The organism is Kitasatospora sp. NPDC049258 (assembly GCF_040678895.1).
GTDB lineage: Bacteria > Actinomycetota > Actinomycetes > Streptomycetales > Streptomycetaceae > Kitasatospora.
On the sequence record NZ_JBFAQT010000007.1, the window covers coordinates 135,879 to 149,187 of the forward strand.

Genomic DNA, 13,309 nt, shown 5'->3' on the forward strand with positions numbered 1-13,309 from the left:
GGTCACTTGACGCTCCCTGCGGTCAGTCCGGCCTTCCAGTGGCGCTGCAGCACGACGAAGGCCGCCACCAGCGGCACGACGGCGAGCAGCGACCCGGTGACGACCAGCGGGTAGTACTCGGGGAAGGCGTGGGTCTGGGCGTTCCAGGCGTAGAGGCCGAGGCTGACCGGGAAGAGCCGGTTGTCGGAGAGCATCACCAGCGGCAGGAAGAAGTTGTTCCAGATCGCGGTGAACTGGAACAGGAACACCGTCACGAAGCCCGGCATCACCATCCTCAGACCGATCGACCAGAAGGTCCGCAGCTCGCCGGCCCCGTCCATCCGGGCGGCCTCCAGCACCTCGCCGGGCAGGTAGCCGGCGCAGAACACCCGGGCCAGGTAGACCCCGAAGGGGTTGACCAGGGAGGGCAGGAAGACCGACCAGAAGGTGTTGACGATGCCGAGCTGCGAGGCGAGCAGGTACATCGGCAGGGCGAGTGCGGTGCCCGGGACGAGCACCCCGACCAGCACCAGGCCGAACAGCTTCTCCTTGCCGGGGAAGTCGTACACGTGGAAGGCGTAGCCGGCGCAGACGCAGACCAGGGCGCACAGCAGGGCGCCGATCCCGGCGTACAGCAGGGAGTTGAGGTACCAGCGGAAGTAGATGCCGTCGCCGGTGGTGGCCAGGTCGTGCAGGTTGGCGCCGAGGTGCCAGCGGGACGGGGTGAGGGTGGCGCCGCCGAGCAGGTCGCCGGTGTTCTTGGCGGCGGCGGTGAGCAGCCAGCCGAGCGGGAGCAGGGTGTAGGCGGTGGCCAGCAGCAGGGCGCCGTTGACGGCGGTGCGCGACAGCGTGCGGGGGCGCCGGGCGGGCGGCGCGGCCGGGGTTGGGCGGGCGGCGCGGCGCGGTGGGGCGAGCAGGGTCATACGGGGGCCTCCGATCGGCGGGCACTCCTGGTGCGGCCGGCCCGGGCGGCCCGGGTGACGGCGTAGGAGAGCGCGGCGGCGGTGCCGGCGAGCAGGATGGAGGCGGCCGCGGCGAGGCCGTAGTCGCCGCGCTCGAAGGCGGCGGTGTAGGCGTACATGGTGGGTGTCAAGGTGGAGATCACGCCGGGGGCGACACCGTGCAGGATCATCGGCTCGGTGAACAGCTGGAGCGAGCCGATCACGGTGAACAGGCCGACCATCGCGATCGAGGCCCGGACCAGCGGGATCTTGACGCTCCAGGCGGTTCGCAGGGCGCCGGCGCCGTCCACCACGGCGGCCTCCAGCACCTCGCGCGGGACGGCCTGCAGCGCGGCGTAGAAGATCACCATATTGTAGCCGGTCCACTCCCAGAGCGCGATGTTGACCACGGCGGGCAGCGGGTGGCCGAGCAGGTCGGGCCGCACGGCGACGGAGTTCAGCGTGTCGACCACCGGGCTGATGCCCGGCGTGTACAGGTACATCCAGATGAGCGCGGCGATGATGCCGGGCACCGCGTGCGGCAGGAACAGGGCGAGCTGGAAGAACCGCCCGGCCCGGGCCAGTCCGGAGTCCAGCAGCAGGGCCAGCAGCAGCGACAGGCCGACCATCAGCGGGATGTGGAGCAGGCAGTACTCGGCGGTGGTCAGGAAGCCCGCCCGGAAGGCCTGGTCACCGAGTGCCCGGGTGTAGTTGCCGAGGCCGGTGAAGACCTGGGTGGCGCCACCGAAGCCGAGGCCCGAGCGGTGCTCGGTGAACAGGCTGAGCCGGACGGCGTAGCCGATCGGGACGAGCGTGCAGGCGGTGAACAGCAGCAGGAACGGTGCCAGCAGGACGGCCGGGGCCCGGTGGGCGCCGCGCCGGCGCCGCCGCGGGGCGGTGGCCGCCCGGCCGGCCGGCGCGTCCGGGCGGGGGCGGACGGCGTCGGCCATCAGCCGGTCACCTTGAGGCCGCGGTTCTTCAGTTCGGCGAGGGTGGCCTGCTGGGCGGCGTCCAGGCTCTGCGGGACGGAGCCGCCGCCCTGGGCGGCGAGCTTGCCGAAGGAGTCCTTGAGCGCGTTGTTGGTGGCGCCCATGACGGGGCCCCAGGTCCAGTCGGGCCTGATGGACTTCGCGGCGTCGGCGTAGACCGCGTAGACGTCCTGGCCGCCGTAGAAGTCGGTCGTGAAGGCGGCCCTGGCCACCGGGACGAGCTCGGGGGCCGCCGGGTAGACGGAGGAGGTGCCGGAGGCGATCCGGGCCTGGATGCCCTCGGGGGTGGTGGTGGCCCAGCGGGCGAACTCCACCGCGGCCTTGGCCTTCTTGCTGTCCTTGGAGACCGCGAAGGTGGTGCCGCCGAGCATGCCGCTGGCGGGGGTGCCGTCCCAGGTCGGCATCGGGGCGACCGCCCACGTGCCGGCGGCCTCGGGCAGGGTGCTCTTCAGCACGCCGCCGCCCCAGGAGGCGCCCAGGTACCCGGCGGTCTCGCCCTTCTGCAGGGAGGCGGTCCACTGCTGGCTGAAGGAGGTGTTGACCCGGACCAGGTCCTGGTCGATCAGCTGCTGCCAGTAGTCGGCGGCGCGCTTGCTGTCGGCGCCGTTGAGATCCACCTTCCAGCTGTCGCCGACGGTGCCGAACCAGTGCGCGCCGGCCTGCCAGGACATCGCCTCGAAGGTGGTCGGATCGTCGGGGAAGAAGGTGGCGATCCGGGTGGCGGGGTCGGCCTGCTTGAGCTTCCCGGCGGCGGTGCGGAACTCCTCCCAGGTCTTCGGCGGGGTGATGCCCGCCCGGTCGAAGAGGTCCTTGCGGTAGTAGAAGGCCTGCGGCGCGGCGTCCAGGGGCAGCGCCCAGGTGGCACCGCCGAGGGTGGTGAGCTGGATCGACTGCGGCAGGTACCTCGCCTTGAGGTCGGCGGGGACGAGCTTGCTGATGTCCTGCACGGCGCCCTGGCTGACGAAATCGGGCAGCTGCGGGTACTCGATGTTGAAGACGTCGGGGGCGTTGCCGGCCTTCACCGCGTTGGAGATCTTGGCGTAGCCGCCGGCGTTGCCGGAGGGGATCTCCTCGAAGGTGACCTGGATGTCCGGGTGGGCGGCGTTGAAGGCGGCGACCACGTCCTTGGTGCCCTTGGCCCAGCCCCAGAAGGTGAGGGTGACCGGACGGCCGTCCGAGGCGCGGTCGGCCGGCCTCTGGCCGCCGTCGCTGCCGCAGGCGGTGAGCAGGGTGACGCCGAGCGCGGCCGCCGCGCTGGCGGCGGCGAGGCGGAGGGCTCTGCGGCGGTGGAGGGCGGTCGAGGGCATGGCACGGCTCCAGGTGGGGATTCGCAAACGCCGGACGGATCGGATCCCTCAAGCCCGGGATGTCCTGGTCGGGCGAGGTTGACCGCTATCCTGCGACCACCTCGGATCGGAGTCAAGAGATTTGGATCGAATGATCCGACCTGATCAATCGAAGGGCGCGCCGACCGGCTCCACAGCGGGAACTTTCCCCATCTTCCGCCGATCAGGTCGATCATTCGATCGACCAACCCTTGACGGATGATCGGGGGCTCCCTAGATTCGGCCCTCGGAACCGCCCGCGGAAGGATGCCGACCGTGCCCCAGCACCCCCACTCCCTCCGACTTCCCCCGGAAGACCGCGCACTGAGTCCGTACACCGGCTGGACCAGGGCGCACTGGGAGGCGGCGGCCGACCGGCTGCTGGCCGCCGTCGACCCGTACCGCAGCCCCGGGCGGGCGCTGATCAGCCTGCCCGGCGCGCGCCCCAGCTGGTCCGGGCCGCGCTCGGACGGGCTGGAGGGCTTCGCCCGCACCTTCCTGCTCGCGGCGCTACGGGTCGCGGGCGCCGACGGCGCCGACCCGGGCGGGCTGCTGGAGCGCTACGCCGACGGGCTGCGGGCCGGCACCCGCTCCCCCACCGGCGAACGGGACCTCGCCGGCGGCGACGGCGAGGCCTGGCCGCTGATCACCGACCGGGGCCAGGCCATGGTCGAGGCCGCCTCGATCGCCAACGCCCTGCGGCTCACCCGCCCCTGGCTCTGGGACAGGCTCGCCGACCCGGTGCGCGAGCGGGTCGGCGGCTGGCTCGCCGACGCGCTGCACCGCACGCCCAACGACAACAACTGGTGGCTCTTCCCGGTCGCCGTCGGCGGCTTCCTCGCCGAGGCCGGCCTGGAGACCGAGGCGGCCCGCGCCGCCGTCGACCGCGGGCTGGCCGCGATCGACCGCTGGTACCTCGGCGACGGCTGGTACACCGACGGCCGCCCCCGGGCCTTCGACCACTACAACGGCTGGGCCCTGCACCTCTACCCCGTGCTGCACGCCCACCTGGCCGGCGACGACGCGCTGCTGGCCCGCTACGGCGACCGGCTGGCCGCCCATCTCGTCGACCAGGCGCGGTTGTTCGGCGCCGACGGGGCGCCGGTCCACCAGGGCCGCTCGCTGAGCTACCGGTTCGCCGCCGCGGCCCCGCTCTGGGCCGGCGCGCTGACCGGCCGCACCCCGCTCACCCCCGGCACCACCCGCCGCCTGGCCTCCGGCGCGCTGCGGTACTTCCTCGACCGGGGCGCGCTCGGAGCGGACGGGCTGCTCGGCCTCGGCTGGCACGGCCCGTACCCGCCGATGGTCCAGCCGTACTCCGGCCCCGCCTCCCCGTACTGGGCGGCCAGCGGCTTCCTCGGCCTGCTGCTGCCCGCCGGGCACCCGGTCTGGACCGACGTCGAACAGCCCGGCCCGGCCGAGACCGCCGATGCCGTACGGGCCGTCCCCGGGCCCGGCTGGCTGATCCAGTCCACCGCCGCCGACGGCCTGGTCCGGCTGCACAACCACGGCAGCGACGACCAGCCGGCCGACGCGGTCCGGCCCGACGACCCGCTCTACGCCCAGCTCGCCCACTCCACCGCCACCGGCCCGACCGCCACCGGGCCGGACAACCACCTCGCGCTGCTGGTCGGCGGCGCGGCGACCGAGCGCGGCCGGATCACGCCGCTGGGCACCGGCGACGGGTGGGCCGCCTCCGCCCACCGGCCCCGGGCCGCCGGCGCCGAACTGCCCGGCGCCACGGTCACCTCGGTCACCCTGGCGCACGGCGCCGAGGAGGTCCGGGCCCACCTGGTCGGCGGCGCCCCGGCCGGGACGGTGGTCCGGCACGGCGGCTGGCCGGTGGCCGGCGCCCAGGTCAGCTCCGGCACCGCCGCACCGCTCGCCTGGGCCCGGGCGGACCAGGCACTGGCCACCGAGCTCCGGGCGGAGCACGGCTTCACCGAGGTCGCGGTCGAACGGCCGCCGGGCGGCACCGCCTTCGGCCCGCGGGCGGCCGTGCCGGTGCTCACCGGCGCCGTCGGGGACGGCCCGACCCTGTTCGCCTGCGCGGTGCGACTGACCGGGCTGGTCCCGCCGCCACCGCCGTTCACCGCGCTGGCGGTCCGGGTGGAGCCCGCCGAGGACGGCTTCCTGGTCCGGGCCACCTGGCCGGACGGCACCGGGCACCGGGCCCTGCTGCGGGAGGGCGCCGTCTCGGTCACCGTGGCGGACGAGGCGCCGTGGCACCCGGCCGCCGCCCCGATGCCCGGGCCGACCGGGCCGGGGGCGGGCCTGCCGCGCGCGGTGCGCCGGGAGCCGGACCTCGGCTGAACCGGCCCCGCCCCGGGCCGAACCGACGGTGTGTGTCCCCGATCCGCACCGGAGCAAGTAGGTTGGCCCCATGGGGGAGAGCTTGGATGCGGACGAGCCGGGCGAGCCGGCCGGCGCCGGCCGCGCCGTGGGAAGCCGTCGGGCCGTGGTCGCCGCGGTCGCCCTGCTCTGCGCCGCGATGCTGACGGTCGGCGGCTACGGCGCCTACAACCTGGTCAGCGCGGTCACCGGCGGTGCCCGGGGCAGCGACCCGAACCGCCACCCGGCGCAGTCGACGGCCTCCGTGCCCCAGGCGCCGACGGACGCCCAAGCCGCTTCCACCGCACGGGAGTTCCTCGCCCGGTGGGCCGCCGGCGACCTGCCGGCGGCGGGCGCGCTCACCGACCGCCCGGAGGCGGCGACCGCGGCGCTGGCGGCCTTCCGCGACCAGGTGCGGGTGCGGTCCGTGGCGTTCGCACCGGGCGGACCGGTGCCGGCCCCCGCGGCCGGGCAGGCCGGCGTCGGGTTCCGGGCCACGGTCGGATTCACGGACGCGGGCAGCGTGTGGGAGTACGACGGGGCGCTGGCCGTGGTGCGTTCGGGCCAGGGGCAGGGCCAGGCGCTCGTGCACTGGTCGCCGGGCATCATCCACCCGCACCTCGGCCCCGGCGAGTCGATCGCGATGCAACCCCTGCCCGCACCGGCCGGACGGCCGACCGACCGCAACGGCAAGCCGCTGGACGGCTTCCCCTCGCTGCGGCAGGTGCTGGCCGGCCTCGCTCCCGCGCCCGGGGAGGCGGGCAGCGACGGCCGGGCCGTGGTGATCTCGCACGGCTCCGGGCCGGCCGACGCCGAGCCGCTGTTCACCGTCACCGCGCCCACCCTTGCCCCCGGGACGCAACTGACCCTGGACACCGACCTCCAGCGGGCGGCCGAGACGGCGCTGCGCGACGCGGCCGGCGGCCGGCCCGGGTCGCTGGTCGCGATCGACGCGAGCACCGGCGGCATCCTGGCCGTCGCCAACTCCCCCGCGGACCAGTTCGACCGGGCCTTCCTCGGGGGCGTCGCGCCCGGCTCCACCATGAAGGTGATCACGGCGGCGGCGCTGCTGGAGGCCGGGCTCACCCCCGACACCCCGGTGCCCTGCCCCTCGACCACCAACTCGCCCAAGCCGTGGCACAACGACGAGAGCGGCGACCACCCCGGCTACACCTTCGCCGACGACTTCGCGCAGTCCTGCAACACCGCCTTCATCGGCCAGGGCCTGGCGAGGCTGGCCCCGGGCACGCTGGCCGAGGTCGCCGCCGAGCAGTTCGGCGTGGGGCTGGTCTGGCACACCGGGATCGAGAGCTTCGACGCGAAGATCCCGGTACCCAAGGACTCCGACGAGCGGGCCGCCGAGTACATCGGCCAGGGCGCGATCCGGGTCAACGCGCTGACCATGGCGTCGGTCGCGGCGACCGTGCAGAGCGGCTCCTTCCACCAGCCGGTGCTGGTGCCCGGCGGGCGACCGGCCACGGCCGCCCGGCGGTTGCCCGCCCAGGTGGCCGTCGCCCTGCGCGCCATGATGGCCAGGACCGCCGCCGAGGGCACCGCCAGGACCGCGATGGCCGGCCTCGACGGCCGGGTCGGCGCCAAGACCGGCACCGCCGAGGTGGACGGCGCTCCGGCGGCCAACAGCTGGTTCATCGCCTACCGCGACAACGTCGCGGTGGCCGCCGAGATCGAGGGCGGCGGCCACGGGGCGCAGGCCGCCGGGCAGGCCGTCGCCCAGGTGCTGCGGGCGGTGCGGTGAGGCAGGTCGAAGGCGCGGGTCGGTGACCGGGCCTACGGCGCGGTGACCGGGCGTCAGCGGTAGTCGACCCGCCGGAACGGCCAGGCGGCGGCCAGCCAGTCGGCCACCGCGCGGTGCAGCGGCGCGTCCAGCTCCGCGCGGTCGGCCCGTACCCAGGAGCGGACCTGCGCGGCCGCCGGGTCGTCGGCGGCCGGGTAGATGTAGAGGCAGCCCACCACGTCCGCCTCGGTCGGGCCGTCGAGCACGCTGTAGGTGAAGCCGGTCCGCTGCTCGAAGTCCGCCGCGTGCCGTGCCAGGTCCCGCAGGTTGTCGGCAAGCGACATCCCGGCCTCGGGCGGCCAACCGCGCCCGGCGAAGCCGGGGGTGGCCCGGATGTGCTCGATGCTGGTGGTCCAGGCGGCGTGGTCGGCGTCGTTGTGCCGGGGCCCGAGCGGCTCCAGCCGGAACAGCTCGGCGTCCAGTCGGCGCGGCGGTGCGAAGTCCTCGGGCACGAAGGCGGGGTTCGGCATGGGCCGAGCGTACGCGGCCGGGCTTCCCGACCGGTCGGCATTTCCGTCAGCCGGTGCCGCCGCAGGAGGTGCGGACCTTCAGGCTCGGCAGCAGCTCGATGTGGTGCGCGGGGAGGGCGGTGCCCGCCGAGAGCCGGCGCAGCAGCAGGTCCAGGGCGGCCGCGCCGACCGCGTGCTTGGGCGGGGCGACCGCGGTGAGCGGCGGGGCGGCCAGGGCGGCGAACACGTCGTCGTAGCTGATCAGCGCCGCGTCCTCGGGCACCCGCAGGCCGCGCACCCGCAGCAGCGGGGGCAGCTGGATGGCGTCCTGGTCGTTGTGGACCAGCACCGCGCGCACCCCGGATTCGACCGCGTCGGCGATCCGGTCGGCGACCCACTCGGGGTCGGGCGCGGCCAGCGGCGCGCCGGGGCGCTGCATGTCGACCACCGGCTGCGCCTCCAGGCCGAGCAGCCGGACGGCCTCGGTGTAGCCGGTGCGGACCTGGTGCGCCGTCCAGGTGTCGCCCCGGGCGGCGAGCAGCACCGAGCGGTGCCCGAGCCCGGCCAGGTGGCGCAGCGCCAGCAGGACGCCGTGCCGGTGGTCGGAGGCCACCGCGTCGAGCTCGGCGCCGGGGCCGGCGGGGGCCGCCCGGCGCTCGACCAGGACCGCCGGCACCGGGAGGTCGTCCAGCCAGGCGTGCTCCTCGGCCCGGTGGCCGGGGTGCCAGTTGGGGGTGAGCAGCAGGCCGTCCACCGCCGACTCCAGCAGCCGCTCGACCTGCGCCCGGTCGTCGCGCGCCTCGTACGGCGCGATGCCGAGCACCAGCCGGGCGCCGGCGGTGGCGGCGGCCGAGCGGGCGCCGGCGATCACCTCGTCGAAGTAGGAGCCGACGGTGGGCACCAGCATGCCGATCACCCGGTCGCGCCCCTGGGACCTGGGGTGGCCGCCGGCGGTGTCGGGGAGCGCGACGGAGCCGTGCGAGCGGTGCAGCCGGCCGGCCTCGGCCAGGGTCGCGACATCGCGGCGCACGGTCACGGCGGGGATGCCCAGCCGGGTGGCGAGGTCGGCCACCCGGACCGTGCCGAGGTCGCGGACGACCTCGAGGATGCGGGCCTGGCGTTCCTGGGCCGAGATGGTCACGGCGCCCCCTCATGCTCCCGACTCCGCCGGCCGGGTCGCCGCGGAGGATGTCTGATCAGTTTGTATCATTCGATCGAAGTTCGATCCAAAGATCTCGCGGACGCTACTGCTGAGCCCGCAGCAGGCCCAGCACGATCTCCAGATGCCCCGGCGCGGCCGCGACCAGCACCCTGGCCCGGCCGTCCCGGCACTCGGCCACCCGCCAGTGGCCGGCGATGGCCTGCGGGTCCGACCTCAACCGGGCCCGGACCAGCACGAGTTCCAACCGCTCCAGCGGGAGCGGGTGCGGCTCGGCCGGGGCGCCGGCACGGTCGGGGCAGGTGCGCAGCTCGCCCGCGCGGGCGTGCAGGAGACCGGCCCAGGGCGCGCAGTAGGGCCGGTCGCCCAGCACCGCGCCGGCGAAGACCACCGGGCGCCCGGCCTCGAAGCTCCGGCGGGTGCGCTTGGTGTGCCAGTGCGCGCCCGGCCACAGCAACCGGCCCAGCACGCCGCTGATCGGCACATCCCGCACGGAACCCCCTCGGATCGGCCCCGGCGCCCGGCCACAGGGCCGGGCGCTCGGAGCAAGGCCTACAGTCTGCCCGACGCCCGAGGTCGCCCGCTCCGTCGTCGACAGCTGTTCACCGTAGGGGATCTGACGGCAGGCCAGCGAGTCGAGGGCGCCGCGCTCAGAGCGGGTCGACCCAGCGGCCGGTGCCGTCGGCGAGCTCCAGCCACCGGGTGATGCCGATCCCCCGGAGGAACGGCACGTCGTGGCTGGCCACGATCAGCGCGCCCCGGTAGCCGGACAGGGCCTGGGTGAGCTGGCGGACGCTGGCCAGGTCCAGGTTGTTGGTCGGCTCGTCGAGCAGCAGCAGCTGCGGCGGCGGCTCGGCCAGCAGCAGCGCCGCCAGCGTCGCCCGGAACCGCTCGCCGCCGGACAGGCCGCCCGCGAGCCGGTCGGCCCGGGCGCCCCGGAACAGGAACCGGGCCAGCCGGGCCCGCACCGTGTTCTCGTCCGCCCGGGGGGCGAACGCCCGGACGTTGCCCACCACGGAGAGTGCGTCGTCCAGCAGGTCGAGCCGCTGCGGCAGGTGGCGCAGCGGTACCGGCCTGTCGATCTCGCCCTCCAGCGGGGCGAGTTCGCCCGCGACGGTGCGCAGCAGGGTGGACTTGCCGGAGCCGTTGCCGCCGACCAGGGCGATCCGCTCCGGCCCGCGCAGCTCCAGCTGGACCCGGGCACCGTGGGCCAGGCGGACCCGGTCCAGGGTGAGCACGGTGCGCCCGGCGGGGACGGTGGTGTGCGGCAGGTCGATCCGGATCTCGGCGTCGTCCCGGACCGCCTCCTCGGCGGCCTGCAGCCGTTCCCTGGCCGCGCCGAGGCGCTCGGCGTGCATGCCCTTCAGCCGCCCGGCGGTCTCCTCGCCCTGCCGCTTGAACTTGCCGGCCATGATCTTCGGGTCGTTCCGGGTGGCCGAGAGCTTCTTGCCGTAGGCGGCGCTGCGCTCCAGCCGGGTGCGGGCCTCGACCAGGTCCCGCTGCTGGCGGCGGACGTCGGCCTCGGCGTTGCGCACCATCCGCTCGGCGGTCTCCTGCGCGGCGCTCAGCGCGGCCTGGTAGTCGTCGACGTTGCCGCCGTACCAGGTGACTTCGCCGTCCCGCAGGTCGGCGATCCGGTCCACCTGGCGGAGCAGCTCGCGGTCGTGGCTGACGATCACCATGACGCCCTGCCAGCCGGCCACCGCCTCGTACAGCCTGGCCCGGGCGGCCCGGTCCAGGTTGTTGGTGGGCTCGTCCAGCAGCAGCACGTCGGGTCGGGCCAGCAGCAGCGCGGCCAGGCGCAGCAGTACCGCCTGGCCACCGGAGAGTTCGCCGACGGTGCGGTCGAGGTCCAGGTGCAGGCCGAGCCGGTCCAGGGTGGCCCGGGCGCGCTCCTCCACGTCCCAGTCGTCGCCGACGGTGCCGAAGTGCCGCTCGTCGGTGTCGCCGGACTCGATGGCGTGCAGGGCCTCGCGGGTGGCCCGGATGCCGAGCGCCTCATCCACCCGGCGGGTGGTGTCGGTGCCCGCGTCCTGCGGCAGGTAGCCGAGCTCGCCGGCGATCCGGACGGTGCCGGCGGTGGGGGTGAGCTCGCCGGCGATCAGCCGGAGCAGGGTGGACTTGCCGGCCCCGTTGAGGCCGATCAGCCCGGTGCGGCCGGGCGGGATCGCGAGGTGGAAGCCGTCCAGCACGGGGGTGCCGTCCGGCCACTCGAAGCCGAGGTCGGAGCAGAGGACGGAGGTGACGGGTTGGTGCGACATGCAGGCCTCCTGCGTGGTTGCCGTGGGTGGTCGGAGCAACACGGGAGACACCGCGGGTGCGGCAGGGCGGGTACAGCCGGAAGCGGCCCGCGGATCGGGGGCCGGGCTCGTCGCCGAGGTCGCACGCTCACGCCGCACGCCGGGTCGTCAGGCGGGCGGGGCGGTGTCTCGTGACCTCAGACGAGCAAGGGCCTTCTCCAGACGTACGCGGTGGAAGCCGGGATGCGAACCGCACCCGGACACCGGCCACGCTAGGCGCGCGGCGGCGGGGGTCGCAACGGGATTAACGGCCGCGACCGCTCCCCGGCCGCGCGCGGGGCGGGCACGGGGCGGGCGCCGGGGCGGGCTCGGGGCCGGGGCGGCCCGCGGCGGCGACTAGGATCGGGACATCATGAGTGCCACTCTCGTCGTCAAGGATCTCAGCGCCAGCCACGGCGACCGCACCCTGTTCTCCGGGCTCGACCTCGTCGTCGCGCCGGGCGAGGTGATCGGTCTGGTCGGGGTCAACGGTGCCGGCAAGTCCACCCTGCTGCGGCTGCTGGCCGGCCTGGACACCCCCGAGGCGGGCTCGCTGCGGCTCAGCCCGGCGAGCGCCAACGTCGGCCACCTGCCGCAGGAGCCGGAGCGCCGCGAGGGCGAGTCGGTCCGCGACTTCCTGGCCCGCCGCACCGGGGTGGCCGCCGCCCAGGCCGCGCTGGACGAAGCCACCGAGGGCCTGGTGGAGGGCCGCCCGGGCGCAGACGACGCGTACGCGGAGAGCCTGGACCGCTGGCTGGAGCTCGGCGGCGCGGACCTGGACGAGCGGGCCGAGGAGGTGGCCGGGACGCTGGGCCTCAAGGTCGGCCTCGACCTGCCGATGACCGCGCTCTCCGGCGGCCAGGCGGCCCGTGCGGGCCTGGCCTCGCTGCTGCTCTCCCGCTACGACGTGTTCCTGCTCGACGAGCCGACCAACGACCTGGACCTGGACGGCCTGGAGCGGCTGGAGTCCTTCGTCAAGGGCCTGCGCGCCGGCACCGTGCTGATCAGCCACGACCGAGAGTTCCTGGCCCGCACGGTGACCCGGGTGGTCGAGCTGGACCTGCACCAGCAGCAGGTCAACGTGTACGGCGGTGGCTACGACGCGTACCTGGAGGAGCGGGACATCGCCCGCCGGCACGCGCGCGAGGAGTACGAGGACTACGCCGACACCAAGGCCTCGCTGGAGGCCCGCGGCCGGATGCAGCGCGGCTGGATGGAGAACGGCGTGCGCAACGCGCGCCGCAAGGGCCCGGACAACGACAAGATCGGGCGGGCCCACCGGCAGGAGTCGACCGAGAAGCAGGCCGCCAAGGCCCGGCAGACCCAGCGCATGATCGAGCGGCTGGACGTGGTCGACGAGCCGCGCAAGGAGTGGGAGCTGCGGATGGAGATCGCCACCGCGCCGCGCTCCGGCTCCGTGGTGGCCACCCTGCGGGGTGCGACGGTGCGGCGCGGGGAGTTCGCGCTCGGCCCGGTGGATCTGCAGATCGACTGGGCCGACCGGGTCGCGATCACCGGGGCGAACGGCGCCGGCAAGTCGACCCTGCTGGCCGCGCTGCTCGGCCGGCTCGAGCTGGACGCCGGCCACGCCGTGCTGGGCTCGGGCGTGGTGGTCGGCGAGGTGGACCAGGCGCGCGGGCTGTTCCTGGGCGGCGAGCCGCTGCTGGAGGCGTTCGCCGCGGCCGTGCCGGACACCGCGCCGGAGGAGGTCCGCACCCTGCTGGCCAAGTTCGGGCTGAAGGCCGCGCACGTGCTGCGGCCGGCCGCCACCCTCTCCCCCGGCGAGCGGACCAGGGCCGCGCTCGCCCTGCTCCAGGGGCGCGGGGTCAACCTGCTGGTGCTGGACGAGCCGACCAACCACCTCGACCTGCCCGCGATCGAGCAGCTGGAGTCGGCGCTCGCCTCGTACAACGGCACCCTGCTGCTGGTCACCCACGACCGGCGGATGCTGGAGACGGTGACGGTCAACCGGCGGCTCACGGTCGAAGGCGGTCTGGTCCACGAGGTCTGATCGGAGCGGGCGCGACTGGACCGGGCCTGATCCGACCGGGCGCGACCGGAC

The 13,309-nt window shown here is 75.3% G+C and carries 10 protein-coding genes; 3 read left to right on the forward strand and 7 right to left on the reverse strand.

The window, feature by feature from the left end; all coding sequences use genetic code 11:
- Positions 1 to 2: 2 nt before the first annotated feature.
- Genes AB0K43_RS09025 through AB0K43_RS09035 form a run of 3 tightly spaced genes read right to left on the reverse strand, consistent with a single transcriptional unit; the run spans position 3 to position 3,216 of the window.
- A complete protein-coding gene (locus AB0K43_RS09025) occupies positions 3 to 902 on the reverse strand; it encodes a carbohydrate ABC transporter permease (RefSeq protein ID WP_363637392.1) in 900 nt (299 codons plus the stop codon).
- A complete protein-coding gene (locus AB0K43_RS09030; RefSeq protein ID WP_363637394.1) occupies positions 899 to 1,870 on the reverse strand; it encodes a sugar ABC transporter permease in 972 nt (323 codons plus the stop codon). The genes AB0K43_RS09025 and AB0K43_RS09030 overlap by 4 nt, the downstream gene beginning before the upstream one ends.
- Positions 1,870 to 3,216: a sugar ABC transporter substrate-binding protein gene (locus tag AB0K43_RS09035; RefSeq protein ID WP_363637396.1), complete on the reverse strand. Its 1,347-nt coding sequence runs from the start codon at positions 3,214 to 3,216 to the stop codon at positions 1,870 to 1,872. The genes AB0K43_RS09030 and AB0K43_RS09035 overlap by 1 nt, the downstream gene beginning before the upstream one ends.
- A gap of 294 nt (positions 3,217 to 3,510) precedes the next feature.
- Here AB0K43_RS09035 and AB0K43_RS09040 point away from each other — a divergent pair, with 294 nt between their 5' ends.
- Both AB0K43_RS09040 and AB0K43_RS09045 read left to right on the forward strand, forming a co-directional pair.
- Positions 3,511 to 5,547 carry a DUF2264 domain-containing protein gene (locus tag AB0K43_RS09040; protein ID WP_363637398.1) on the forward strand — a complete coding sequence of 679 codons (2,037 nt, stop codon included), beginning with the start codon at positions 3,511 to 3,513 and terminating at the stop codon, positions 5,545 to 5,547.
- 70 nt (positions 5,548 to 5,617) lie between these two features.
- Positions 5,618 to 7,321: a penicillin-binding transpeptidase domain-containing protein gene (locus AB0K43_RS09045; RefSeq protein WP_363637400.1), complete on the forward strand. Its 1,704-nt coding sequence runs from the start codon at positions 5,618 to 5,620 to the stop codon at positions 7,319 to 7,321.
- A 53-nt stretch (positions 7,322 to 7,374) separates the two neighbouring features.
- Here AB0K43_RS09045 and AB0K43_RS09050 read toward each other — a convergent pair whose 3' ends face one another.
- From AB0K43_RS09050 to AB0K43_RS09065, 4 genes are all read right to left on the reverse strand, one after another.
- Entirely contained in the window at positions 7,375 to 7,830 is a 456-nt protein-coding gene (locus AB0K43_RS09050; protein WP_363637402.1) for an N-acetyltransferase, read from the reverse strand.
- A gap of 46 nt (positions 7,831 to 7,876) precedes the next feature.
- Entirely contained in the window at positions 7,877 to 8,950 is a 1,074-nt protein-coding gene (locus AB0K43_RS09055; RefSeq protein WP_363637404.1) for a substrate-binding domain-containing protein, read from the reverse strand.
- Positions 8,951 to 9,053: 103 nt separating this feature from the next.
- Positions 9,054 to 9,461, reverse strand: coding sequence for a hypothetical protein (locus tag AB0K43_RS09060; protein WP_363637406.1), 408 nt, complete (start codon positions 9,459 to 9,461; stop codon positions 9,054 to 9,056).
- A gap of 157 nt (positions 9,462 to 9,618) precedes the next feature.
- Positions 9,619 to 11,229 (reverse strand): ATP-binding cassette domain-containing protein, encoded by a 1,611-nt coding sequence (locus AB0K43_RS09065; RefSeq protein WP_363637408.1) that lies wholly within the window; start codon positions 11,227 to 11,229, stop codon positions 9,619 to 9,621.
- Positions 11,230 to 11,620: 391 nt separating this feature from the next.
- Here AB0K43_RS09065 and AB0K43_RS09070 point away from each other — a divergent pair, with 391 nt between their 5' ends.
- Complete coding sequence (locus AB0K43_RS09070; RefSeq protein ID WP_363637410.1) at positions 11,621 to 13,258, forward strand: ABC-F family ATP-binding cassette domain-containing protein; 1,638 nt, start codon at positions 11,621 to 11,623, stop codon at positions 13,256 to 13,258.
- The last annotated feature ends 51 nt before the right edge of the window (positions 13,259 to 13,309 follow it).